This window comes from Pseudonocardia wallangbongensis, assembly GCF_054486945.1.
Map to the genome: position 1 here is coordinate 296,989 of NZ_JBRERS010000006.1, position 24,209 is coordinate 321,197.

Consider the following 24,209-nt stretch of genomic DNA (forward strand, 5'->3'; position numbering starts at 1 on the left):
TCGCATGCCCGATCGGGCGATCCTGGTGGGGTGAGTACCGCATCGCCCTCTCCTGGCACGAGTGAGGGGCTCTTCCCACGGGGCAGCGCCACGCGTCACGTCATCGGCGACCCGGCCGCCCTGATCGGCGGTATCAGCGCCCTGTTCCTGCAGGCCCTGCACCCGCGGGCGATGGCGGGGGTGGAACAGCACTCGTCCTTCCCCGACGACTTCTGGCCCCGGCTGCAGCGCACCGTCGGCTACGTCACCACGCTCGCGTTCGCCGATCTGGCCACCACCGAGCAGGCCGCCGCGCGGGTGCGCAGGATCCACCGGCGGGTGCACGGCATCGACGCGGTCACCGGCCTGCCCTACTCCGCGGACGACCCCGACCTCCTGCGCTGGGTGCACGTCAGCGAGGTCAGCTCGTTCGCCTCCGCCGTCCGCCGCTTGGGGCTGATCGACGCGGCCGAGGAGGACCGCTTCCTCGCCGAGCAGGTGCGGGCCGGATCGCTCCTGGGCGCCACCGACCTGCCGGCCGACCGCGCCGCGGTGGAGGCCTACTTCGCGGCCGTCCGGCCGGAGCTCGCGGCGAGCCCGGTGGCGCGGCGGGCCGCGGCCCGGCTGGTGCTCGCCCCGCTGCCGTGGCGACTCGCGCTGTTCACGCCCGCCCGACCCGCGTGGACGTTCGTGGCCGCGGTAGCCGTCGGGCTGCTCCCGGACTGGGCGAAGCAGCTCTACGGCATCCCGCTGCTGCCCGGCCGGGATGCCGTCACCACCGCGGGGCTCGCGACCGTGCGCGCCGCGCTCCTGACCTTCAGACGAGCCACTGGACGGCCAGCACCACCGCAGTGAGGACCACGACGGCGAGCGCCCAGCCGGCGGCGCGGGGGCCCGCGGTCCGATCCGCCCGGCGCTGGAGCAGCACCGCGGCGACGGCGGCCACCACGTGCCCGCCGATCGACACCGCACCCGGCCCCGGCATCAGGCGCTGCTGCGCCACGATCCCTGCGACGAGCAGCGCCACCGCGAGCGCCACGATCCCCCCGGCCAGCACTCCGGAGAACCCGCGCAGCAGGCGGATCGCCCGGAGTTCCGGCACGCGGGTCAGGGGGCGAGACCGGCCCACGGCAACTCCTCGGGTGCGGCGGTCCGGCCCTCGGGGCAATGCCGGCGCACGTCGCAAGCGCCGCAGCGCGGGGCAGGGCGGGGTGGGAACAGCACGTCGGTGTTCCCGCCCGCGGCGAGCTCGACGGCCGCGGTGTCGAGCTCGGCCGCGCTCGCCTCCGCCCGGCCGACGTGCTCCCCCAGGGACGCCGCGTCGTGGCGCCAGGCCGCGACCGTGCCGCTGGGCAGGTGGTGCAGCTCCACCTGCACGCACTCGCGGTGCAACGTGCGCTCCACCGCCACCGCGTAGAGGGCCAGCGCCCGCGACGCGCCTGCGTCGGCGGACGTCGGGACCCGGCGGCCGGTCTTGTAGTCCACGACCACCAGCTCGGCGCCGCGGCGGTCGATGCGGTCGACGCGGCCCTCGGCGACGATCCGGTCGGTGGTCGCGGACACCCACCGTTCCAGGCCGACGGGCTCGGCGTCCGGTTCCAGCTCGGCGGCGTACTCGACCAGCCAGCCGCGGGCACGCTCCCGGTGGTCTGCGGCCTGGTCGGCGTCGCGGAAGCCTTCGCTGTTCCAGTACCGGTCCACGAGCCGTGCCGCCGCCCGCGGGGTGCGCTCGGCGGGCGGGAGGTCGAACAGCGCCCGCAGGGCGAGGTGCACGACGGCGCCGAGGGTGCTCCCCGCCCGGGCACCGCCCCGCGACGGCGCCGGCCGGTCCAGATAGGTCATCCGGTACCGGCGCGGGCAGTCGTCCCACGTGCTGAGCCTGGACGGGGTGACCCGCACCAGCCGGGTGGTGGCGAAGTCGAACCCGAGCTGCGCGCCGTCCACGCGAGCACGGTAGTCGCCGTCCACCCGGTCCGGTCGCGACCCCTGACGGGGGCCGGGCGGATCGGCGACGGGTACAGCCGTTCCCCGTCGATGTCGGCGACCGCCGTGGGCAGCAGGCTCGCCGCAACGTAGATGTTCACGGCACCGACGAGCACGCCTCCGGCGAGCACCACGGCGGTGTTCAGATGCCCGCCGAGCTCCCGCCACGACCCGACGTCCTGGCCGTCGTTCATCCCATCTCCCTCACCTCGTCGAACGAGGAGGGACATCGTGCCGGGCGTGCGCGGTGCGGCAATCGGACAGAGCGGTCGTGACGTCGCTCGCATCCGACCACCCGGCCAGGCGTCAGCCCGTGAGGACCTCGACCCCGGTCGTCGCGTCGAGCAACTCCTCGAGGGCTTCCGGATCGGTGGTCTCGATCGCGATCGGCGTGGTCTTGTTCGTGCCGTGGTAATCGCTCGACCCGGTCGCGACGAGCCCGGTGTCGGCGACGAGCCGCCGGAGCAGCGCTCGGTCCTCGGGAACGTGGTCGGGGTGGTCGACCTCCACGCCCGCGAGCCCGGCCGCGTTCAGCTCGGCGATGACCGACGGCTCCACCACCCGCCCGCGCCTGCGGGCGAGGGGGTGCGCGAACACCGCGAACCCGCCCGCGGCCCGCACCATGTCGATGGCCGACCGCACCGGCGTGTCGGTCTTCGGCACGAAGTAGGGGCTGCCGTTGTAGAGGAGCGTGGCGAAGGCCTCGCTGACCGAGCCGACCACGCCCGCCGCGACGAGTGCACGCGCCAGGTGGGGCCGTCCGGCACTGGCGCCGTCCGGCAGCAACGAGAACACCGTGTCGGGGTCGACCGGATACCCGTCGGCCGCCATCTTCTCGGTCATCCGGCGCAGCCGCTCGACGCGCTCGGCCCGCAGGCGCCTCTGCTCGGCCACGATCGTGGGGTGTTCCGGGTCGAACTGGTAGCCGAGCAGGTGCACCGCCACGTCCCGGTCCCCGCGACCGGTGGGGCTCGTGCAGGAGAACTCCGCTCCACGCAGCAACCGCATCCCCGGTGGCAACGCCGCCGCAGCCTCCGCCCAGCCGGCCGTGGTGTCGTGGTCGGTGATCGCCAGCACGTCGACACCCGCCGCCGCGGCGACGGCGACGAGCTCGGCCGGGCGGTCCGTGCCGTCGGACGCGGTGGAGTGGGTGTGCAGGTCAATGCGGGGGCGGGGCACGCCTGAGGCTATCCCAGCTCCCCGGCGGGGGCGTTCGGGTCAGCGGCGCCAGCGAGGCCGGGCGAGCATCCCGGTGGCGCGTGTCTTGCCCTTCTCCCCGAACACGAGCTCGGAGAGCGCCTCGTAGATCTCCTCGGGGCGAGGCAGGTAGTCGATCCGGTTGAGCGCCTGGATCTGGCCCGCCGACTCCACGACGATGGTGCCGTAGCCGAACATGCGGCCGCCGAGGGTGCGCTGGAACGTGAGGTCGGTGACCTTGCCCAGCGGCATCATGCCGACGTTGTGGGTGATGATGCCCTGCGCCAGCATCACCCGCTTGTCGGTGATGACGATGCGCTCGATCCACCACAGGATCGTGAGGATCGTGAACCGCAGCACCGCCACCAGCGCCAGGTACCAGGCGAGGTTGTCGATCAGGATGCTGTCGGGCAGCAGCCGCTCCCCGATCACCAGGGCGAGCAGGAAGAGCGCGGTGGAGCTGACGTGGTTCATCATCACCGCCCAGTGCTGCCGCACGCGGATGACCCTGCGCTCCGTGGGGAGCAGGTACTCGTCGATCTCGCGAGGGGCGAGCATCGGGCTAGACGAGCTGGGTGACGAAGCGGATGACGGACTCCGCGCCGTCCCGGAGCGTCGTGCCGATGTTCGTGACGGACCCGGCCGCGTTGTCCGGCTGTGTGAAGACGAAGAAGAGGAGCAACGCGATCGCGAGCAAGCCGACGATCTTCTTGACGTTCACCACAACCACCGTTCTGGACGGGACGGAGACCTGCATCTGATTTGTACCGCACCGATCGTGTCCAGGGTATCCGGCGCGCGGGGACGTATGGTGGCCGTTGATGACATTGGGTGAGGATTCCGTCCCCTGTGTGGGGGGAGTCGCCTACGACGAGTCGGGCAGGCTGCTGCTCGTCCAACGGGCGAACGAGCCTGGTCGCGGCCTCTGGTCACTGCCGGGGGGGCGCGTCGAGCCGGGTGAGGACGACGCGGCCGCGCTCGTCCGGGAGATGGCCGAGGAGACCGGCCTCGTCATCCAACCGGGTGATCTTGTCGGCCGGGTCCGGCGCGGGCCCTACGACATCGCCGACTACCGGTGCCGCGTGGTCGGCGGCAGCCTGGTCGCCGGCGACGACGCGCTCGACGCGCGCTGGTGCGACACCGCCGCGTTGCGCGAGCTCCCGCTCGTGCCGCTGCTGGTGGAGACGCTGCGGGGGTGGAACGCACTACCCCGGTGACGGCACGGCGGCGCGTCGCTCGCGGCGGAGGATCTGGAGCGCGAGCCCGAGACCGGCCACGGTGAGCAGCGCGCCGACCAATGGGATCGCCGCCGTCCCCGGCCCGGCGACGACGCGGCCGCCCAGCCAGCCGGCGAACGCGGCGGCGAGCTGGTAGCCGGAGGCGTTGACGGCCACCGCGAGGGTCGGGGCCGCGGTGGCCGTGGCCACCACCCGGGTCTGCATGCCCGGGATCACCGCGAAGGCGAGCACGCCGATCGTGAACGTCAGGACCGCCGCGGCCGCCGGAACCGCGCTCACCAGCCAGAACAGCGCCAGCACGGCAGCCAGCGCGGCGAGCAGCCCGGCGACCGACGGCAGCAGCGCCCGGTCGGCCAGCCGGCCGCCGATCACGTTCCCGGCGACGGCGCCCGCGCCGTACACCAGCAGCAGCACCGGCAGGGCCCCCGCCGGGAACCCGCTGACGTCGGTGAGCAGCGGCGCGATGTAGGTGAAGACGGTGACGACCCCGACGTTGCCCACCGCCGACAGCGCGATCGCGAGCCGCACGTCGCGGGCGGCGAGGACGCGCAGTTCGGAGAGAACGGAGCCGCTGCTCCCGGGCGCCGCCGGGACGTGGCGCAGCACGAGCGGCACCGCGGCGAGCGTGACCACGGCGACCGCCACGAAGGTCGCCCGCCAGCCGAGCTGCTGCCCGATGGCCGTGCCGATCGGGCTGCCGAGCACCAGCCCGAGGTTCAGCCCGAGCGTCACCTGCGCCACGGCCGACGCCTGCCGGCCCGCCGGCGCGACCGCGACCGCCGTGGCGATGGCCACGGCGAAGAACGTGGCCACCACCAGACCGGACGCGAACCGCGCCACCAGCAGCACGGTGTGGTTCGGCGCCACCGCCGAGCCGAGGTTGCCGAGCACCGACACGGCGATCAGGCCCACCACCAGCGGCCGGCGCGGCATGCGTGCGGTGAGCACCGTGAGCACCGGGCCACCGACGATCATCCCGAGGGCATAGGCGGTGGTGAGCAGGCCGACCGCGGGGACCGACACCCCGAGGCCCGCGGCCACGTCCGGCAGGATGCCGGCGACGACGAACTCGCCCGTGGTGAATCCGAACACCACGAGGAAGAGGGCGAAGATGGTGGGCGACACGACGATCTCTTCCTCTCGAAGAATTTGTTTCCGCACGTCATCACGGCCTTGGGGCCGGAGGAATACGACGCAGACGATCGTCGTTCGGCAATGCGAGAAGAACAAGTACCCACATTCGAGTAACCACTTACCGAAAGGTGCGTGCATGCCCGAGAGGTGCGAGGTGTTCGTGTCCGGGCTCGACGCGAGCATCGACGTGGTCGGCGGCAAGTGGAAGGTGCTCATCCTCTGGGCGCTCGGCGGCGGCCCGAAGCGGTTCGGTGAGCTGCGGCGCGCGGTCACGGGCGTCAGCGAGAAGGTCCTCGCGCAGCACCTGCGAGAACTGGAGCGGGACGAGGTGGTGCACCGGGAGGTGCACGGCACCGTGCCACCCAAGGTCGAGTACTCGCTCGCGCCCTCCGGCACCACCCTCATCGAGGCGCTGCGGCCCCTGGGGGCGTGGGGGTGCGAGCGCAAGACCCGGCTGGAGGAGATCCGGGGCGGCGCGCTCTGCGCGGAGGCGACCGTCTAGGAGGGTCCTGAACAGCTCCGGCCGTAGCGAGCGGCGTCCAGGTGGTGTCATCACAAGGCGGACGGTCGGGCCGATACCGCTGTTGTATCCGCGCGATCGTCCAACGCGGCGAGGGCGCCGCCTGGGCGTCGCGCAGTAGGCCCGAGTTGTTCAGGGCGCTCCTAGATCTTCGGCTCCGGCCGGGCGGGCTGCTCCCCGCCTCGCGACTCGCCGTACGAGCGCTTGGGCACCATCACCTTGCGGCGGAACGTGCACACCACGGTGCCGTCCTGCTTGTAGCCCCGGGTCTCGACGTACACCACCCCGCGGTCGTCCTTGGACCGCGACTCGGTCCTGTCCAGCACCTCGGTCTCGCCGTAGATCGTGTCGCCGTGGAAGGTCGGCTTGACGTGCTTGAGCGACTCGACCTCGAGGTTCGCGATGGCCTTGCCCGAGACGTCCGGCACGGACATGCCCAGCAGCAGCGAGTAGATGTAGTTGCCCACCACGACGTTGCGCCCGAAGTCGGTGGTCTCCCCCGCGTAGTGGGCGTCGAGGTGAAGGGGGTGGTGGTTCATCGTGAGGAGGCAGAAGAGGTGGTCGTCGTACTCGGTGACCGTCTTGCCCGGCCAATGCTTGTAGACCGCGCCGACCTCGAACTCCTCGTAGTACCGGCCGAACTGCAACGCTGCCGCCTCCATCGCCGATGAGCAGGACAGGTGGGGGTAATCTAACCCTTGGACCCGCTGTGCCCGCCGAGCGCGGACATGGCCCTGCACACACCGATGAGGAGGTGAGCGCGGTGCCGACGGCACCCGGATGCAGTAGTCGCCGCGTTCCCGACACGGTGATCGGCTGACGGTCTCCCCGGTCGGGGCGCGATCTGCACGCGCGCGCCACGAGCCCAGCTCGTGTCGACCCGATCGATCTCAGGAGGTACTCCGTGCCGCCCCTGTCCGCTCTCCGCCCCACCATGCGCGCCCACCGCCAGGTGCGGGGCGACACCGTGCTCTCCAACAAGCTGCGCGTCCCGATCTCGGCCTACGTCGTCGACTGCGCGGTGTACGTCGACGGCCGGCGCCTCCCCGGGCGCTGGACGCACGAGCGCGCACTCGCCGAGGTCCGCGAGCGCGACGACGACGCCTTCGTCTGGATCGGGCTGCACGAGCCGGACGAGGAGCAGATCACCGGCATCGCGGACGTCTTCGACCTGCACGAGCTCGCCGTCGAGGATGCCGTGCAGGCCCACCAGCGCCCCAAGCTGGAGCGCTACGACGACATGCTGTTCATGGTGCTCAAGACCGTCTGTTACCACGGGCGGCCGAACGAGGGCGCCGAGCACGAGGTCGTCGAGACGGGCGAGGTCATGGTGTTCCTCGGGCCCGACTACGTCATCACCGTCCGGCACGGCGACCACTCCTCGCTGCACGACGTCCGGCTCGCCCTCGAAGGCGACCCCGAGCAGCTCGCGCTCGGCCCGGCCGCCGTGCTGCACGCCATCTCCGACCACATCGTCGACAGCTACCTCGACGTCACCGGCGCCATCGAGGACGACATCGAGGAGATGGAGACCCGGGTCTTCGCCCCACGCTCGACCGTCGACTCCGAGCAGATCTACGTCCTCAAGCGCGAGGTGCTGGAGCTGCGTCGCGCGGTGGTGCCGCTGGCGGCTCCGGTGCGGAAGCTCACCGAGGGCTACAGCTCGCTGGTGCCGCACGACGTGCGGTCGTACTTCCGCGACGTCGACGATCACCTCGTGACCGTCACCGAGCGGATCGCGGGGTTCAACGAGCTGCTCACCACGCTGATCGACGCCGCGCTGGCCAAGATCACCCTGCGGCAGAACACCGACATGCGCAAGATCACCGCATACGTCGCGATCATCTCGGTCCCGACCATGATCGCCGGCATCTACGGGATGAACTTCGATTTCATCCCCGAGCTGCACTGGTCGTTCGGGTACCCGATGGTGTGGCTCGTGATCATCGTCAGCTGTCTCTCGCTGTTCCGGGTGTTCCGCCGCAACCAGTGGCTCTAGTGGTTCCCGCCGGAAGTATCGGTGCGTGTATCGGCGGATCCAGGTTTCCGCTGGGTGCGCCGGCGGGCCGGCCTCGTACCGGGCGTACTCGGCCGGTTCGCCGGTGCAGCCAGCGGGAAGTTGGGCCGTCGAGATGCGTGCCGTACGTCCGGCGGGGACCACTAGTGTCCCCCGCCGGAAGTTCGTTGGGTAAGTCGGTGGATCCAGGTTCTCGCTGCGGGTGCCGGGCGGCGGCCCTCGTACCGGGCGTACTCGGGTCGTCGACCGGTGCGCGCAGGGTGGAGCTGGGCCGCCGAGTTATTCGGCGGACTTCCGGCGGGGGACACTAGCCTCCTGGGTGTGAAGGCCGGTCCGCTGCGCAGGCTCCGGCGACCGGCGTGGGCCGACCAGCGGCCGACCTGGGCCGACGCCGCGCCGGGGCTCATCCGGGCCGCCCTGCGCCGCGCGCTCGAACGCCCCGCGGGCGGCTGGTACGTGGTCGCCGCGAGCCGGGAGGTGCGCCCGGGCAGGGCGTTCGGGCGCGTCGTCGCCGGCCGGGAGATCGTGGCGTGGCGGGACGAGGCGGGCGCTCTCCACGCCGGCCCCGGCGCCTGCCCACACCTCGGGGCCCCGCTCTGCGACGCCCCCGTGCACCGGGGTCGTGTCGTCTGCCGGTGGCACGGGCTCGCGCTCGACCGCGACGGCCGGCCCGGATGGCGCCCCCTACCGGCGTACGACGACGGCGTGCTCGCGTGGGTCCGCCTCGACGAGGCGGGCACCGGCCCGACCGACACCCCGGTCCTCGGCCCGCGGCCGCCCGCCGACCGCTGCGTCCCGGCCGTGGCCACGGTGATCGGCCGGTGCGAGCCGGAGGACGTGGTCGCCAACCGGCTCGACCCGTGGCACGGCGCCTGGTTCCACCCGTACTCGTTCACGGCGCTGCGGGTGCTCAGCGCCCCACCGCAGGACTGCCCGTCGAGCGAGGACCGGTTTCTCGTCGAGGTGACGTTCACGGTCGGGCCCCGCCTGGGAGTACCGGTGCACGCCGAGTTCACCTGCCCCGACGCGCGGACGGTGACCATGCGCATCGTCGACGGCGAGGGCACCGGTTCGGTGGTCGAGACCCACGCCACGCCCCTGCGGCCGGGCCCGGACGGCCGGCCCCGCACCGCCGTCATCGAAGCGGTGATCGCCTACTCCGACCGTCCGGGATTCGGCCACGCCCGGCGGGTCGCCGGCGCGCTGCGCCCGCTGATGGGCGTCGCGGCGCGACGGCTGTGGCGCGACGACATCGCCTACGCCGAACGCCGCTACGCGCTGCGCCGCCCCTGACCGCGGGCCGTCAGCACGAGCGCCGCGCAGAGGAGCAGGCCCCCGGCGATGCCGGCCGGGCCGAGCCGCTCGCCGAGCAGCAGGGCGGCCAGCAGGGCCGCCGTCAGCGGTTCGAGCAGGGCCATCAGCACGCCCACCCCGGCCGGCGCACCGCGCAGGCCCCGGAAGTAGCACGTGTACGCGACGGCCGTCGGCACCAGGCCGAACGCCAGCACCAGCCCCAACGCGGCCGGCGTCGGCACGAAGGACAGCCCGGACGTCGCCGCGGCGAGCGGAACCAGCAGCGCCCCGCCGAACGTGAAGCCCGCACCGGTGGTCGTCATGGCGTCCAGGCCGGGGACGGGCCGGGCACCGATCAGCGACATCGCCGTGAAACCGGCCGCAGCGGCGAGGGCGCATCCCGCGCCGGCGAGCAGGGCCACCGCCGACGGGCCGCCGTCGGTGGGGACCCCGACGAGCAGCACGAGGCCGGACAGCGCCAACCCGACGGCCACGAGCCCGCGCCGTTCGGCGCTGCGCGGCCGCACCAGGAGCACGAGCACCGGCGAGGAGCCGATCGTCACCAGCGTGGCGACGGTCACCGACGTGAGCGACACGGCCGTGAAGTAGGCGACCTGGAAGAGCGCCGCCAGCGCCCCGACGGCGGTGATGCGGGCCCGTGCGGCGCGCGAGCGCGGCAGCCGCGCACCCGTGACCAGCAGGTACCCGAGGAGGAGCAGGCCGCCGACGGCGAGGCGGTAGGTCGCGACGGCGAACGAGGACAGGCCGGCGGCGTCGCCGAGCATGCGGCCGAACAGGCCGCCGGTCCCCCAGAGGACGCCGGCGAGGACGAGGAAGGACACCCCGGAGGACGGGGTGGTGGTGCGAAGTGTGGACACGGGTGTACGCGCTCCTGCGACGAAGGAAAGGGGTCGCTGAAGCGGGGCCGATCGGCCCGAGAAGACCCGCCCTGTGGATGGGCGGCGACGTGGACGGCCCCGCTAGGAGCGGGGCGGCGGGCAGATCGGGTACATCCGGTGCACCCGGCCACCTTACCCGGCCGGTACACCAGGTCAGGAGGGCGGCTTCGTCAGGTCGATGCCCTCGGCGGGCGTGGCCGCCTCCGCGTCGACCTCCGCCTCGGTCGGGGCGGCCGCTCCGGAAGCCGGGTCCGGCGGCCGCCTGCCCAGGAACGTGTGCACGATGTGCTGCTGCCAGCCGGGGACCGTCTGCACCCGGATGTCCTCGAAGCCGGCCGAGGTGAGCCGCCTGCTGAGCTCCGTGACGCCGTCGAACTGCAGCGCGCTGCGCCACAGGTAGCGGTAGAGATCGGTGGAGCCGGCGCGGATGCGGGCCATGGGGATGATCACGCCCCAGCAGACCGCCGTCCAGACGATGCGGCTGCGCAGCGAGTCGCGCACGGAGAACTCGTGGATCGCGAGCGGAGCGCCGGGACGCAGGAGACGCTGGAACTGGCGCAGCGCGGCGTCCCGGTGCACGAGGTTGCGCAGGAGGTACGCGGCGAGGATGCCGTCGTACGGGCCGACGATGCCGCTCATGGCGAGGTTCTCGGCGTTGCCGTGCACGAACCGGACGGTGCGCGGCCACGTCTTGCGATGGGCCTGCGCGAGCATCTCCAAGGACGCGTCGACCGCGGTGATCTCCGCCTCGGGCGCGGCGTCGAGCAGCGCGGCGGTGGATGCGCCGGTACCGCAGCCGACGTCGAGCAGCCGCAGCCCTGCGCCCCGGTCCGGTAGGCCCATCCTCTTGGTGGTCAGCCGCAGGTGCTCGTGGTAGCCGGGATTGGAGCCGACGAGCTTGTCGTAGGTGCGTGCGTGTGCATCGAACGAGCGCGCCACCCCGCCCCGCTCGATCGGGCCTGGCTTCGGAGTCACACCTCGCATCCTGTCTCATCAGGGGGCGACCCGTCGCGCTCCTGGCGGGCGACACTGAACCGGATGGCGACCACCAGCGAGTTGCAGCAATCCGGACGGCCTAGCCGGCCGCCACCGGGGCCGGTTCCGCCGTCGTCAGGTTGCGGCCACTCGCCGGGTCGAACACCTGGATCTTGCTTGTGTCCAGCCAGACGTCGACGCTCTCGCCCTCAGTGGCGCCCGAGGTGGCCGACAGCCGGGTGACCAGGGTGCCGGCGTCGCCGCCGGGCACGTCGGCGGTGCCGGCGTCGGCGGCGAGGTCTGCGAGGTCGTCGGACATCGCCTGCTCGCCCTCCACCGAGAAGTACGCGAACTTGTCCGAGCCCATCGACTCCAGCACGTCCACCTCGGCGCTGAACACGGTGCCGCGGGAGCGCTGGTGCTCCTCCAGCAGCGCGGCGTCCTCGAAGTGCTCGGGGCGGATGCCCACGATCAGCTGGCGCGGCGCCTTGCCCGCCTCGAGGGCGCGGCGCAGTTCGTCGACGAGCGGGATCTCGCCGAGACCGGTGTGGAACCGGCCGTCCTCCAGCGTGGCGGGCAGGAAGTTCATCGCGGGCGAGCCGATGAACCCGGCCACGAACAGGTTGGCCGGCTCGTCGTAGAGGTGCTGGGGCGAACCGATCTGCTGGACCTTGCCGCCCCGCATGACGACGATCCGGTCGCCGAGGGTCATCGCCTCGGTCTGGTCGTGGGTGACGTAGACGGTGGTGGTCTCGAGCCGCTGCTGCAGCTTGGACACCATCGTGCGCATCTGCACGCGGAGCTTGGCGTCGAGGTTCGACAGCGGCTCGTCCATGAGGAACGCCTTCGGGCTGCGGACGATCGCGCGCCCCATGGCCACCCGCTGTCGCTGGCCGCCGGACATGTTGGCGGGCTTGCGGTCCAGGTGGTGGGTGAGGTCGAGGATCTGCGCGGCCTCCTCGACCTTGCGGTTGATCTCCGCCTTGTCGACCTTGGCGAGCTTGAGCGGGAAGCCCATGTTCTCCCGCACCGTCATGTGCGGGTAGAGCGCGTAGGACTGGAACACCATCGCGATGTCGCGGTCCTTCGGCGCCTTCTCGTTGACCCGCTCGCCGCCGATGCGCAGCTCGCCGCCGGAGATGTCCTCCAGCCCGGCGATCATGTTGAGCGTGGTCGACTTCCCGCACCCGGACGGGCCGACCAGGATGATGAACTCGCCGTCGGCGATCTCGAAGTTCGCGTCGTCGACGCCGACCGTTCCGTCGGGGTAGCGCTTGGTGATGTGGTCCAGGACGATGTCAGCCACTTTCTCAGCCCTTCACTGCACCGGAGGTCAGGCCGGCGACGATGCGCCGCTGGAAGAAGAACACGAAGATGATGATCGGGATCGTGAGCAGCACGGCGGCCGCCGCGATCGAGCCGGTCGGCTCGGCGAACTCGCTGGCCCCGGTGAAGTTGGCGATCGCGACGGGAGCCGTCTGCGAGCGCTCGGTGGAGGTCAACGAGAGCGCGAACAGGAAGTCGTTCCAGCAGAAGATGAACACCAGGATGGCCGTGGTGAACACGCCCGGCGCGGCGAGCGGCACGATCACCGACCGGAACGCCTGCAGGGGCGTGGCACCGTCCATCTTGGCGGCCTTCTCCAGCTCCCACGGGATCTCGCGGAAGAACGCCGAGAGCGTGTAGATCGCCAGCGGCAGCGAGAACGTGATGTAGGGCAGGATCAGGCCGGGCCAGGTGTCGAACAGCCCGATGGTGCGCTCGATGTCGAACAGCGGGCTCACGAGCGAGATCGGCGGGAACATCGCGATCAGCAGTGACACGCCGACGAGCAGCCCCTTGCCGGGGAACCTCAGCCGGGCGATCGCGTACGCCGCCATCGTCCCGATCACGACGGACAGCACGGTGGCGATCACGGCGATGCCGATCGAGTTGACCAGTGCGCTCGTGAACAGCGAGACGCCGAACACCTGGGCGTAGTTCTCGAACGTCCACTCGCGCGGGATGAAGTTGCCGTCGGTGATGGTGCTCGCCGGTTTGAACGACAGGCTGAGGATCCACAGCACCGGGATGAGTGCGTAGAGCAGCACCAGCGTGTTGGCCACGGCCCACTTGCTCTTCGCCGCTCCGGTGGTCGCGACGGCCATGTCAGCGCCTCCCCTCGGGCTCCGAGCCCGGCGCGGCCGCGCCGAACAGCTTGATGAAGAGGAATGCGATCAGCGCGACGCAGATGAAGATCAGCACGCTGATCGCCGACCCGATTCCGAGGTTGAACGCCCGGAACAGGTTGTCGTAACCCAGCATGGACACCGATCCGGTGCCGTTCGAGCCGCCGGTGAGGATGTAGATGTTGTCGAAGATGCGGAACGCGTCGAGCGTGCGGAACAGCAGCGCCACGAGGATCGCGGGCTTCATCATCGGCAGGATGATCTGCGTGAGCCGCTCCCACGGCCCGGCACCGTCCACCTGGGCGGCCTTGAGCAGGTCGTCGGGCACGAGCGCGAGGCCGGCCAGTAGGAGCAGGGCCATGAACGGCGTGGTCTTCCAGACCTCGGCGATGATGATCAGCACGATGGCCGATGCCTGACCCGTGAGCGGGGCGCTTCCCTCCGAGAGCATGTTGGCCAGGTAGCCGGTGTCGGGAGTCCAGGCGAACTGCCAGCTGAAGGCCGCGACGACGGTGACGATGCCGTACGGGATCAGCACGACGGTGCGGGTGAGCCCGCGGCCGAGGATCGTGCGGTGCATGACCAGCGCGAGCGCGAGGCCGAGCACGAACTCGATCGCCACCGAGATCACGGTGATCAGCACCGTGACGCCGAACGCCGACCACCAGTACCCCGACGACAGCACGGCCGCGTAGTTCGACAGGCCTGCGAACGCCCGGTCGGCGGGGAAGCGCAGGTCGTAACGCTGCAGCGACAGCCAGATCGCGTAGCCGATGGGGTAGGCGGTGACCGCGACCATGATGATCACGGCCGGGGCGCAGAGCAGGTAGGCGAGTTTCCGCTCGGCGCGCGCCCCCTCGGACAGAGGGGGCTTGCCCCGGTGCTTCGGTGTCCGGGTGGAGGATTCGGCCTCGGCGGCCGGGGCCGTGCTGGAGACGGCCATCAGGGCACCAGTCCTTCCGAGTTCACGGCTCGCTCGACCTCGGACGCCATGCGCGGGACGATCGTGTCCGGGTCGATCTGCGCGGGCGGGTTGAGCAGGTCGGCGAGCACGATCGAGATGCTCGTGTAGGCCGGTGTCTTCGGCCGCACGCTCGCGGTCTGCAACGAGTCGCGGATCGCCTCCCACGCCGGGTACTCGGCCTGGAACGCCGGGTCGTCGTACAGCGCGGACAGCGTCGGCGGCACGCCACCCTCGGTGGCGTTCGTGAGCTGGTTCTCGCGGTTGCGCAGGCACTGCGCGGCCTCGAAGGCCAGGTCCTGGTTGCCGCCGGTGGTGCTCACACCGATGTTGAGACCACCGATGGTGACGGTCGCCGGCTTGCTCGGGTCCACCCGCGGGTACGGCGCCCACGCGAAGACGTCCACGACCCGGCGGCCGGTGTCCTCGCCGGTCGGGCGGCCCTGATCGTCGATGAACGTGCCGCCACCCCCGCCGTCCGGCGGGGGCGTGTTGATCGAGGCGTTCACGAACGGGTAGTTGACCTGGAACGCCGCGAGTCCGGCCTCCATCTGCAGGCGCCCGTCGTTCTCCTGCGCCACCGACAGGGACGGGTCGCTCGCCGGTGAGCTCGCCACCCGCTGCATGATCGAGGTGGCCTTGTGGGCGGCGTCGCCGTCGTCGACGAGCACGTCGCCGTCCTCGGACACGAGCTGGCCGCCCGCGCTGGTCAGCAGCGTGTTGAACCACACCGAGATGCCCTCGTACTGCGCCGCCTGCGTCTCGATGTAGGACGGCAGGCCCTTGTCGTGCAGCGCCTCCGACATCTGGATCATCTGGTCCCACGTCTGCGGGGGCTGCGGCGCCAGATCCTTGCGGTACCAGAGCACCTGCGTGTTGGTGTTGAGCGGCGCCGCCCACAGCCGGCCCTGGTACCGGGCGGTCTCGAGCGCCCCTTCGAGCGTGCCCTGCTCGACGGCCGCGGCGTCGTCGTCCGGCCACGGCTCGATCCAGCCGGCCTCGGCGAACTCCGCGGTCCAGGTGACGTCGAGGGCCACCAGGTCGACCTCGGGGTCACCGGCGACGAGGCGGCGGGCGAGCTGCAGCCGCTGGTCGTCCGCCGCCTTCGGCAGCGTCTGCTGCGTCACCACGTAGCGGCCGTTCGCCGCCTCGGTGCAGGCCGCGGCCCCCGCCGCGTACCCGCTGGCGTTGTCCGCCGGCGTGTAGAAGTTGAGCACCGGCGGCCCCGCCGGGCCCGAACTGCACCCGGCCACCGCTGCGGCGACCAGGAGCCCACAGGTCGCCGCGGCGAGCGGTCGCCCGCGTGGCCGCCGGATCGTCGAATGGACCGGCTCCCCCATGCGTTTCTCCGTCCCGAGAGCGCAGACGACCAGGCAGCGTCGCCCGCAAGTGTGACACCGATCACGACCCGTGGTCGGTGATCAGAACCTATGCGCGCGGCGGAGTGGTCGCAATCGCTCAGGGGAGGGTTAGGGGAAGAACAAGGAGAATTTAGGCCGGGCCCCCGCTCATGGCCAGCTTCGCCAGCAGCTCGCGGGCCTTCTCGGCGTTGCGCGGCTGGCACAGCACGTCGTACCGGCCGGCGACGAGCTGGCTGACCGACTGGAAGTCACGCCGTCCACGGGAGAAGCCGTAGGTGACCGCGGCGAAGATCAGCCCGAACACGAGACCGAAGCCGAGGCCGAGCAGGATCGGTCCGAACGAGCTGCCACCCTGGCTCACCAGGCTCAGCAGCAGGCCGACGAACAGACCGAACCACGCACCGGACGCGGCTCCGGAGGCGAGGACACGACCCCAGGTGAGGCGGCCGATGACGCGCTCGACCAGCATCAGGTCGACGCCGACGATCGTGACGTCACGGACGGGGAAGTCCGAGTCGGCCAGGTGGTCGACGGCCCGCTGCGCCTCCTCGTACGTGGCGTAGGAACCGACCGGCCACCCGGTGGGCGGGGTCGGCAGGTTGGGCAGTCCGGGCGCGGTGCGCGCGGGGCCGCCGAACGGTGTGGTCACGGGGCCTCCTCAAGTCCTCGATGTCTGGGCTCCTGGTGCTCTCGGCCCATCATCTCAACGCGAGGAGCAGGGACGAAGTGCCCATTCCGACGATCATCACATGGAGGACGTACCGGCGCGCACGCACCTACCGCAGCTTGTACTCCCGCAGCAGGCCCCGGCTGATGATCGTCTTCTGGATCTCGGAGGTACCTTCGCCGATCAGCAGGAACGGCGCCTCGCGCATCAGCCGCTCGATCTCGTACTCCTTGGAGTAGCCGTAGCCGCCGTGGATGCGGAACGACTCCTGCGTGACCTCGGCGGCGTACTCGCTGGCCATCAGCTTCGCCATGCCCGCCTCGACGTCGTTGCGGGTGCCGGCGTCCTTGAGCCGCGCCGCGTTGACCATCATCAGGTGGGCGGCCTCGACCTTGGTGGCCATCTCCGCGAGCTTGAACGCGATCGCCTGGTGCTGCGCGATCGGCTTGCCGAACGTCGAGCGCTGCTGGGCGTACTCGACGGCGAGCTCGAACGCGCGGATCGCGATGCCGCAGCCGCGCGCCGCGACGTTGACCCGCCCGACCTCGACACCGTCCATCATCTGGGCGAAGCCGCCGCCGCGCTTGCCCCCGAGGATCTGCTCGCCCGGCACCCGGAAGCCCTTGAACACCAGCTCGGTGGTGTCCACACCCTTGTAGCCCATCTTGTCGATCTTTCCGGGCACGACCAGCCCGGGCGCGACCTCGCCGTACCCCGTCGGCTTCTCGACGAGGAACGTCGTCAGGTTCTGGTGCGGCTTGGGCGCACCCTCGTCGGTGCGCACCAGCACGGCGGTGAGGTTGGACGTGCCACCGTTGGTCAGCCACATCTTGGCGCCGTCGACGACGTAGGTGTCCCCGTCCTGCACGGCCTTCGTCTTGATGGCCGCGACGTCGGAGCCCAGGTCGGGCTCGGACATCGAGAACGAGCCGCGCACCTCGCCGGTGGCCATCCGCGGCAGGTAGCGCTGCTTCTGCTCGTCCGTGCCGTGCCGGCTGATCATGTACGCCACGATGAAATGGGTGTTGATCACACCCGAGACGCTCATCCAGCCCCGGGCGATCTGTTCTACGACCAGCGCGTACGTCAGCAGCGACTCCCCGAGCCCGCCGAACTCCTCCGGGATGGTGAGCCCGAACAGGCCCATCTCCTTCATCCCGTCGACGATGTCCTGCGGGTAGGTGTCCTCGTGCTCCAGCGCGGTGGCGTGCGGGAGGATCTCCTTGTCCACGAACGTGCGGACCGTCGCCAGGATCTCCTGCTGGATCTCGGTGAGACCGGCGGTCTGGGCGAGCTTGGCCATGGATCCTCCCGACACTGGGCGAGTTACCGGTCAGTATCACCCGGCCTCGCGGCTGCGCGCTGTGAACGTCCGCACACGGGGCGCGCGACGCGCGTCACTACTCGGGCGCGCTCCAGCGGTCGGTGCGCTGCATGCCGGCGGCCCGGCCCTTACCGGAGATGACCAGCGCCATCTTGCGGCTGGCCTCGTCGATCATCTCATCGCCGATCATGGCCGCGCCGCGCTTGCCACCGGACTCCGAGGTGTACCACTCGTACGCGTCGAGGATGTTCTCGGCGTGGTCGTAGTCCTCCTGCCGGGGGCTGAAGGTCTCGTTCGCCGCGTCGATCTGACCGGGGTGCAGCACCCACTTGCCGTCGAAGCCCAGCGCCGCGGAACGCCCGGCCACCCGACGGAAGCCCTCGACGTCCTTGATCTGCAGGTACGGCCCGTCGACGGCCTGCTTGTCGTGGGCCCGCGCCGCCATCAGGATGCTCATCAGGATGTGGTGGTAGGCGTCGCCCACGTCGTAGCCGGGCGGCTGCTCCCCCACCACCAGCGACTTCATGTTGATCGACGCCATGAAGTCGGCCGGGCCGAAGATGATCGTCTCGACCCGCGGCGACGCGGTGGCGATCGCGTTGACGTTCGTCAGGCCCAGCGCGTTCTCGATCTGGGCCTCGATGCCGATCCGGCCGACCTCGTAGCCCATCGCCCGCTCGATCTGCGCGAGCAGCAGGTCCAGCGCCACGACCTGCTCGGCCGTCTGCACCTTCGGCAGCATGATCGCGTCCAGGTTCGCGCCCGCGCCCTCGACCACCTCGGTGACGTCGCGATAGGTCCACTCGGTGGTCCAGTCGTTCACCCGGACCACCCGGATCCGCTCGCCCCAGCCACCCTCGTTCAGCGCCTCCACGATCGTCTTGCGCGCCCCGGGCTTGGCCAGCGGCGCGCACGCGTCCTCCAGATCGAGGAAGACCTGGTCGGCGTTCAGGGTGCGGGCCTTGTCGATGAACTTCTGGCTCGACCCCGGCACGGCGAGGCAGGACCGGCGGGCACGGATCTGGTTCGTGGTCACGAGAGCGAACTCCTCGTCGAGCGCGGCGTCGGTTGCGCCGATGCTGACACGACGTCGATGCCGACGTTCCCCGAGGTGACGGGACTCTCAGCCTAGGCTTCCGGCCATGGGCACCGACCGGGTCTTCGCCGCGCGCCTGGTCGGTCTCGCCGTGTTCGGGCCCGACGGGGAGCGCATCGGCAAGGTGCGCGACCTCGTCGCCGCGCTGCGCGTCGACACGAACCCGCCGCGGGTGCTCGGCGTGGTGGTGGAGCTCGCCACGCGGCGGCGCATCTTCGTGCCGATGCTGCGGGTCACCGCGATCGACCCGGGCGCCGTCACCCTCGCCACGGGCTCGGTCAGCCTCCGCGGGTTCGCGCAGCGCCCCAACGAGGGACTGCTGGTGGGCCAGCTGCTCGACGCGCGCGTCCGGATCGCCGAGAGCGGCGAGGAGGCTGTGGTCGTCGACGCCGCGATCGAGCCGACCCGCTCCCGGGACTGGGTGGTCGGGCGCCTCGCCGTGCGCGTCCGCCGTCACCGGCTCGGCAGGCGCGGGCCGGTGCAGGTGCTGCCGTGGCGCGCGGTCACCGGGCTCTCGTTGTCCGACCGGCAGGGCACCGAGGGCCTGCTCGCGGTGTTCGAGTCGATGCGGCCCGCCGACGTCGCCTCCGCACTGTCGGAGCTGCCGGAGAAGCGCCAGCACGAGGTGATCGACGGCCTCGACGACGAGCGGCTCGCCGACGTGTTCGAGGAGCTGTCCGAGGCCGACCAGCGCGCCCTGCTCGCGCACCTGTCCCCCGAACGGGCGGCGGACGTCCTCGAGGCAATGTCCCCCGACGACGCGGCGGACCTGCTGCACGAGCTGCCGGACGCCGAGTCCGACGCGCTGCTCGCCCTGATGCAGCCCGAGGAGTCGGAGCCGGTGCGGCGGCTGATGAGCTACTCGCCCGACACCGCGGGCGGCCTCATGACGCCGGAGCCGGTCATCCTGCGCCCGGACGCCACCGTGGCCGAGGCGCTCGCCCACATCCGGAACCCGGACATCCCACCCGCCCTGGCCAGCATGGTGTTCGTCTGCCGGCCGCCATCGGCCACCCCGACCGGGCGCTACCTGGGGTGCGCACACGCCCAGCGGCTGCTGCGGGCGGCGCCGTTCGAGCTGGTGGCCGGGGTGGTCGATCACGAGCTCGCCAGGCTGTCGCCGGACGCAACCCTCGGCGACGTCACCCGCTACTTCGCGGCCTACAACCTGGTCGCCGGTCCGGTCGTGGACGCGGAGGAGCACCTGCTGGGGGCCGTCACCGTGGACGATGTGCTGGACCACCTGCTGCCGCCCGACTGGCGCGACCGGCTGACCGACCCCGAGGAACAGACGACGGAGGTGTCGGATGCCTGAGATCACCACCCATCGCCGACTGGACCAGCCGCTGCTCGGGCGTGCCCGGTTCGAGGTCGACCCCGAGTGGTTCTCCCGGCTGTCCGAGCGGATCGCCCGCTTCATGGGCACCGGCCGCTTCCTCGCCGTGCAGACCGTGGTGGTCGCGGTGTGGATCGCGCTGAACCTCGTGGCCTGGTCGGGCCGGTGGGACCCCTACCCGTTCATCCTGCTCAACCTGGCCTTCTCCACCCAGGCCGCCTACGCGGCGCCGCTGATCCTGCTGGCCCAGAACCGCCAGGACGACCGCGACCGCGTGTCGCTCGAGGAGGACCGCGCCCGCGCGGAGCGCACCAAGGCCGACACCGAGTACCTCGCCCGGGAGCTCGCCGCGCTGCGCATCGCGCTCGGGGAGGTGGCCACCCGGGACTACCTGCGCGGGGAGCTCGACAAGCTCTGCGACCGGCTCGGCGGCGACCAGGCGCCGGTGGCCACCGAACGCGTCACCCGTCGGCGAGGTGCCGGCTGATCCGTTCCAGCACGCGCAGGTCGGACTCGTCGAGCCGGCTGACGAAGTGGCGTGCGACACCCCGCAGGTGGGTGCGGGACGCGGTGCGCAGGCGGTCGAGCCCGGCGTCGGTGAGCCGGGCGGCCACGCCACGCCCGTCGCTCTCCACGGGGCAGCGGGCCACCAGCCCGCCCTTCTCCAGCCGGTCGACCAGGCGGGTGACACCCGAGCGGGACAGCAGGACCGCGTCGGCGAGCTCCGTCATCCGCAGGCGCCGCTCGGGCGCCTCGGCCAGCTGCACCAGCACGTCGTAGGAGGCGAGCGGCAGGTCCTGCTCGGCGAGCAGCTCGACCTCCAGCGCCCGCGTGATGGACGCGTGGGCCCGCAGGAACGAACGCCAGGCCGACAGCTGGTCACGGGTGGGGCTCGACCGCGGCACGCCGTGCATCGGGCTGTCCGTTCTGGTGGCCGCGGAGTCCGTCACGGGCAATGATGCTACGGAGCTGGGCGGACAAGGGCACGGACGTACAGTGGACGAAAGGGGCGCGCGCAGCCGCGCCCGGCAGCGTCGCGCCGTCGATGGAAGGTCCAGCGGAACCTCTGATGTCCACCACCGAGAGCACCAGCACCCTCGAGCAGGCCGTGCGGGCCGCGCTCGCCACCGTCGACGACCCCGAGATCCACAAGCCGATCACCGACCTGGGCATGGTGAAGGGCGTCGACATCACGCCGGAGGGCCGGGCGCACGTCGGGGTGTACCTCACCGTCGCCGGCTGCCCGATGCGCGAGACGATCACCTCCCGCGTCACCGAGGCCGTCACGAAGGTCGCGGGCGTCACCGCGGTCGAGGTCGAGCTCGACGTCATGAGCGACGAGCAGCGCCACGAGCTGCGCCGCAGCCTCCGGGGCGACGCGGCCGAACCGGTGATCCCCTTCGCCCAGCCCGGCTCGCTCACCCGCGTCTACTGCGTGGCGTCCGGCAAGGGCGGGGTCGGCAAGTCCTCGGTCACCGTCAACCTCGCCGCGGCGATGGCCACCAAGGGCCTGAAGGTCGGTGTCGTGGACGCCGACATCTACGGCCACTCGGTGCCGCGGATGCTCGGCACGGCCGACCGGCCCACCAAGGTCGACGACATGATCATGCCGCCGCAGGCGCACGGGGTGAAGGTCATCTCGATCGGCATGTTCACCCCGGGCAACGACGCCGTGGTCTGGCGCGGCCCGATGCTGCACCGGGCACTGCAGCAGTTCCTCGCCGACGTCTTCTGGGGCGACCTCGACGTCCTGCTGCTCGACCTGCCCCCCGGCACCGGCGACATCGCGATCTCCACCGCGCAGCTCGTGCCCAACGCGGAGCTGCTGGTCGTCACCACCCCCCAGATGGCCGCCGCCGAGGTGGCCGAGCGGGCCGGCTCGATCGCGCTGCAGACCCGCCAGCGCCTCGCCGGGGTCGTGGAGAACATGTCCTGGATGGAGCTGCCCGACGGCACCCGCATGGAGGTCTTCGGCGCCGGCGGCGGGCAGACGGTCTCCGACTCGCTCACCCAGGCCGTCGGCGCGCCCGTGCCGCTGCTCGGCCAGGTGCCGCTGGAGCCCCGGCTGCGCGAGTGCGGCGACTCCGGCACCCCGATCGTCCTGTCGGAGCCCGAGAGCCCGGCGGCCACGGCCCTCCGAGCGGTGGCCGAGAAGCTCACCGTGCGCTCCCGTGGCCTCGCTGGGATGAGCCTCAACATCTCCCCGGTGCGGAAGTAGGCACGCCGAAGCCGGGACTGCCGCGGGGATCAAGCCGACTTCACACACTCAGGATGTGTGAAGTGCCCCCGGAGGCCGCCGCGGAGCTGGGCAGCTACGCCGCCGTCGCACATGCCGCCGGCGACGCTGGTGTCCCGTCGTCCCCCTCGGGTCAGGAGCGGACGGCGTCGGCCCAGATCGCGACGGCCTCGTCCACCTGCTCGGCCGTGACGATCAGCGGCGGGATCATCCGCACGACGTTGCCGTGCGGGCCGCAGGTGAGCAGGAGCAGGCCCTTCTCCGCGGCGGCCGCGTGGGCACGCGTGGCGCCCGCGCTGTCCGGAGCGCCGTCGGGCGTGCAGAACTCGTTGCCGACCATCAGACCGAGCCCGCGGACGTCGGCGATGCCCGGGTGGTCGGCCGCCACCTTCTGCAGGCCGTCGCGCAGGCGCAGGCCCTGCTCGGCGGCGTTCGCGACGAGCCCCTCCCCCTCGATGACGTCGAGCGTGGCGAGCGCGGCCGCGCAGGCCACCGCGTTGCCGCCGTAGGTGCCGCCCTGCGAGCCCGGCCACGCCTTGGCCATCAGTTCCTCGCTGGCGGCGATGCCGGACAGCGGGAACCCGCTCGCCAGGCCCTTCGCGGTGATCAGGATGTCCGGGATGGCGCCGTCGGTGTGCTGGTGGCCCCAGAACTTCCCGGTGCGCCCGAACCCGGTCTGCACCTCGTCGGCGATCAGCAGGATGCCGTGCGCGTCGGCCCGCTCGCGCAGACCGGCGAGGAACGCCGGCGGGGTGGGCACGTACCCGCCCTCGCCCAGCACCGGCTCGATGATGAACGCGGCGACGTCGGCCGCCGGGGCGGCGGTGATCAGCAACCGGTCCAGCTCGCGCAGGCAGAACCGGACGGTCTCGTCATCGCTCCAGCCGTACCGGAACGCGTACGGGAACGGCGCGAACTCGACACCGCCCATGAGCGGTCCGATGCCGGCCCGGATCTTCGCCCCGGACGTGGTGAGCGCGGCGGCGCCCATCGTGCGGCCGTGGAAGCCGCCGTCGAACGCGACGACCAGCGGGCGGCCGGTGGCCTGGCGGGCGAGCCGCACCGACGCCTCGACGGCCTCGCTCCCGGAGTTCATGAAGAACACGCTGTCCAGGCCCGTGGGCAGCACGTCGCCCAGCCGCTCGGTCAGCCGGAGGAGCGGCTGGTGCATGACGGTCGTGTACTGGCCGTGGATGAGCGTGGCCACCTGCTCCTGCGCGGCCGCGACGACCCGGGGGTGGCAGTGCCCGGTGCTCGTGACGCCGATCCCGGCGGTGAAGTCGAGGTAGCGGCGGCCGTCGAGGTCGTACACGTGCACACCCTCGCCGCGGGCGACCTGCACGGGGGTCGCCTGCTTGAGCGCCGGGGACAAACGGGCCATGCCTACTCCTTGAACGTTGTCCGATTGTCGACAATCCTGCTCGATGGAAACATGCAGGGCGGCCCCGAGGCAAGTGCTGCCGCCTACTCGAGCCACTCCGTCACGATCTCGTCGCTCGCGTGGATGTTCGTCATCACCAACCGGTCGGTGCCGGTGTTCACGAACTTGTGCGGCGTCCGCGGCGGCACCACGACCACCTGGCCGGCCCGGGCGGTCAGCCGCTCGCCCGCGACGGTGAACTCCGCCTCGCCGCTGTGCATCACGAACGTCTCGTCGTAGGGGTGCCGGTGCAGGCGCGGACCCGCGCCGGGGCGGTCCGTGTCGACGAAGATCACGGAGACGCCTGCGCCGTGGTCACGGCCGGCGAACTGGCCGGACATCGCGCCGTCGACGAGGAAGCTGAGCACGGCTGGAGCGGTCATGGTCCCGATACTGCCCCGCCGG

27 protein-coding genes are annotated in these 24,209 nt (G+C 71.7%); 8 read left to right on the forward strand and 19 right to left on the reverse strand.

The features are described 5' to 3' along the window. The first annotated feature begins 30 nt into the window (after positions 1–30). Positions 31–834 carry an oxygenase MpaB family protein gene (locus tag ACU436_RS23495; RefSeq protein WP_459028694.1) on the forward strand — a complete coding sequence of 268 codons (804 nt, stop codon included), beginning with the start codon at positions 31–33 and terminating at the stop codon, positions 832–834. Here ACU436_RS23495 and ACU436_RS23500 read toward each other — a convergent pair. The 5 genes from ACU436_RS23500 to ACU436_RS23520 all read right to left on the reverse strand — a co-directional run bounded on the left by ACU436_RS23500 (position 797) and on the right by ACU436_RS23520 (position 3,880). Continuing rightward, positions 797–1,108: a hypothetical protein gene (locus ACU436_RS23500; RefSeq protein ID WP_459028696.1), complete on the reverse strand. Its 312-nt coding sequence runs from the start codon at positions 1,106–1,108 to the stop codon at positions 797–799. The two genes, ACU436_RS23495 and ACU436_RS23500, sit on opposite strands and share 38 nt — an antisense overlap. Continuing rightward, on the reverse strand, positions 1,087–1,923 hold the full coding sequence (locus tag ACU436_RS23505; RefSeq protein ID WP_459028698.1) for a RecB family exonuclease: 837 nt from the start codon (positions 1,921–1,923) through the stop codon (positions 1,087–1,089). The genes ACU436_RS23500 and ACU436_RS23505 overlap by 22 nt, the downstream gene beginning before the upstream one ends. Positions 1,924–2,268: 345 nt before the next feature. Then, on the reverse strand, positions 2,269–3,141 hold the full coding sequence (locus ACU436_RS23510; RefSeq protein ID WP_459028700.1) for a PHP domain-containing protein: 873 nt from the start codon (positions 3,139–3,141) through the stop codon (positions 2,269–2,271). A 39-nt stretch (positions 3,142–3,180) separates the two neighbouring features. Next, a complete protein-coding gene (locus ACU436_RS23515; RefSeq protein WP_345606614.1) occupies positions 3,181–3,717 on the reverse strand; it encodes a PH domain-containing protein in 537 nt (178 codons plus the stop codon). A 4-nt stretch (positions 3,718–3,721) separates the two neighbouring features. Further along, entirely contained in the window at positions 3,722–3,880 is a 159-nt protein-coding gene (locus tag ACU436_RS23520) for a hypothetical protein (RefSeq protein ID WP_459028702.1), read from the reverse strand. A gap of 100 nt (positions 3,881–3,980) precedes the next feature. Between ACU436_RS23520 and ACU436_RS23525 the strand changes: the two genes are divergently transcribed. After that, the gene (locus ACU436_RS23525) at positions 3,981–4,376 is read left to right on the forward strand and encodes an NUDIX hydrolase (protein WP_459028704.1); all 396 of its coding nucleotides are present in this window, start codon (positions 3,981–3,983) and stop codon (positions 4,374–4,376) included. Here the strand turns inward: ACU436_RS23525 and ACU436_RS23530 are convergent. Then, positions 4,365–5,522 (reverse strand): MFS transporter, encoded by a 1,158-nt coding sequence (locus ACU436_RS23530; RefSeq protein WP_459028706.1) that lies wholly within the window; start codon positions 5,520–5,522, stop codon positions 4,365–4,367. The genes ACU436_RS23525 and ACU436_RS23530 overlap by 12 nt on opposite strands. Before the next feature lie 145 nt (positions 5,523–5,667). On the opposite strand from ACU436_RS23530, the gene ACU436_RS23535 reads away from it, so the two are divergent. Next, entirely contained in the window at positions 5,668–6,033 is a 366-nt protein-coding gene (locus ACU436_RS23535; protein ID WP_459028708.1) for a winged helix-turn-helix transcriptional regulator, read from the forward strand. Positions 6,034–6,194: 161 nt separating this feature from the next. Here ACU436_RS23535 and ACU436_RS23540 read toward each other — a convergent pair whose 3' ends face one another. Then, entirely contained in the window at positions 6,195–6,698 is a 504-nt protein-coding gene (locus ACU436_RS23540; protein WP_459029094.1) for a MaoC family dehydratase, read from the reverse strand. Positions 6,699–6,985: 287 nt separating this feature from the next. Between ACU436_RS23540 and corA the strand changes: the two genes are divergently transcribed. Beyond that, positions 6,986–8,050 carry a magnesium/cobalt transporter CorA gene (gene corA / locus ACU436_RS23545; RefSeq protein ID WP_459029096.1) on the forward strand — a complete coding sequence of 355 codons (1,065 nt, stop codon included), beginning with the start codon at positions 6,986–6,988 and terminating at the stop codon, positions 8,048–8,050. A 339-nt stretch (positions 8,051–8,389) separates the two neighbouring features. Next, positions 8,390–9,361: a DUF5914 domain-containing protein gene (locus ACU436_RS23550; protein WP_459028710.1), complete on the forward strand. Its 972-nt coding sequence runs from the start codon at positions 8,390–8,392 to the stop codon at positions 9,359–9,361. On the opposite strand, the gene ACU436_RS23555 is transcribed toward ACU436_RS23550, so the two are convergent. The 9 genes from ACU436_RS23555 to ACU436_RS23595 form a co-directional block, all read right to left on the reverse strand. Beyond that, on the reverse strand, positions 9,340–10,239 hold the full coding sequence (locus ACU436_RS23555) for an EamA family transporter (RefSeq protein ID WP_459028712.1): 900 nt from the start codon (positions 10,237–10,239) through the stop codon (positions 9,340–9,342). The genes ACU436_RS23550 and ACU436_RS23555 overlap by 22 nt on opposite strands. A 174-nt stretch (positions 10,240–10,413) precedes the next feature. Continuing rightward, entirely contained in the window at positions 10,414–11,235 is an 822-nt protein-coding gene (locus ACU436_RS23560) for a class I SAM-dependent methyltransferase (RefSeq protein WP_459028714.1), read from the reverse strand. A gap of 100 nt (positions 11,236–11,335) precedes the next feature. Next, complete coding sequence (locus ACU436_RS23565) at positions 11,336–12,541, reverse strand: ABC transporter ATP-binding protein (protein WP_459028716.1); 1,206 nt, start codon at positions 12,539–12,541, stop codon at positions 11,336–11,338. Positions 12,542–12,545: 4 nt separating this feature from the next. Further along, positions 12,546–13,382, reverse strand: coding sequence for a carbohydrate ABC transporter permease (locus ACU436_RS23570; RefSeq protein WP_459028718.1), 837 nt, complete (start codon positions 13,380–13,382; stop codon positions 12,546–12,548). 1 nt (position 13,383) lies between these two features. Next, positions 13,384–14,346, reverse strand: coding sequence for a carbohydrate ABC transporter permease (locus tag ACU436_RS23575; RefSeq protein ID WP_459028720.1), 963 nt, complete (start codon positions 14,344–14,346; stop codon positions 13,384–13,386). Then, a complete protein-coding gene (locus ACU436_RS23580; protein ID WP_459028722.1) occupies positions 14,346–15,704 on the reverse strand; it encodes an extracellular solute-binding protein in 1,359 nt (452 codons plus the stop codon). The genes ACU436_RS23575 and ACU436_RS23580 overlap by 1 nt, the downstream gene beginning before the upstream one ends. Before the next feature lie 151 nt (positions 15,705–15,855). After that, complete coding sequence (locus ACU436_RS23585; protein WP_459028723.1) at positions 15,856–16,374, reverse strand: general stress protein; 519 nt, start codon at positions 16,372–16,374, stop codon at positions 15,856–15,858. A gap of 127 nt (positions 16,375–16,501) precedes the next feature. After that, positions 16,502–17,695, reverse strand: a complete 1,194-nt coding sequence (locus tag ACU436_RS23590; protein WP_459028725.1) for an acyl-CoA dehydrogenase family protein — start codon at positions 17,693–17,695, stop codon at positions 16,502–16,504. Positions 17,696–17,792: 97 nt separating this feature from the next. Continuing rightward, positions 17,793–18,752: an HpcH/HpaI aldolase/citrate lyase family protein gene (locus ACU436_RS23595; protein WP_459028727.1), complete on the reverse strand. Its 960-nt coding sequence runs from the start codon at positions 18,750–18,752 to the stop codon at positions 17,793–17,795. 106 nt (positions 18,753–18,858) lie between these two features. Between ACU436_RS23595 and ACU436_RS23600 the strand changes: the two genes are divergently transcribed. Both ACU436_RS23600 and ACU436_RS23605 read left to right on the forward strand, forming a co-directional pair. Next, the gene (locus tag ACU436_RS23600) at positions 18,859–20,127 is read left to right on the forward strand and encodes a magnesium transporter MgtE N-terminal domain-containing protein (RefSeq protein ID WP_459028729.1); all 1,269 of its coding nucleotides are present in this window, start codon (positions 18,859–18,861) and stop codon (positions 20,125–20,127) included. Beyond that, on the forward strand, positions 20,120–20,635 hold the full coding sequence (locus ACU436_RS23605) for a DUF1003 domain-containing protein (RefSeq protein WP_459028731.1): 516 nt from the start codon (positions 20,120–20,122) through the stop codon (positions 20,633–20,635). Before ACU436_RS23600 ends, ACU436_RS23605 begins: the two co-directional genes overlap by 8 nt. Here ACU436_RS23605 and ACU436_RS23610 read toward each other — a convergent pair. Continuing rightward, entirely contained in the window at positions 20,610–21,062 is a 453-nt protein-coding gene (locus tag ACU436_RS23610) for a MarR family winged helix-turn-helix transcriptional regulator (protein WP_459029098.1), read from the reverse strand. The two genes, ACU436_RS23605 and ACU436_RS23610, sit on opposite strands and share 26 nt — an antisense overlap. A 155-nt stretch (positions 21,063–21,217) precedes the next feature. On the opposite strand from ACU436_RS23610, the gene ACU436_RS23615 reads away from it, so the two are divergent. After that, a complete protein-coding gene (locus ACU436_RS23615) occupies positions 21,218–22,366 on the forward strand; it encodes an Mrp/NBP35 family ATP-binding protein (protein ID WP_459028733.1) in 1,149 nt (382 codons plus the stop codon). A 151-nt stretch (positions 22,367–22,517) separates the two neighbouring features. Here ACU436_RS23615 and ACU436_RS23620 read toward each other — a convergent pair whose 3' ends face one another. Both ACU436_RS23620 and ACU436_RS23625 read right to left on the reverse strand, forming a co-directional pair. Continuing rightward, complete coding sequence (locus ACU436_RS23620; protein ID WP_459028735.1) at positions 22,518–23,765, reverse strand: aspartate aminotransferase family protein; 1,248 nt, start codon at positions 23,763–23,765, stop codon at positions 22,518–22,520. A gap of 83 nt (positions 23,766–23,848) precedes the next feature. Further along, positions 23,849–24,187, reverse strand: coding sequence for a cupin domain-containing protein (locus tag ACU436_RS23625; protein WP_459028737.1), 339 nt, complete (start codon positions 24,185–24,187; stop codon positions 23,849–23,851). Between the last annotated feature and the right edge of the window lie 22 nt (positions 24,188–24,209).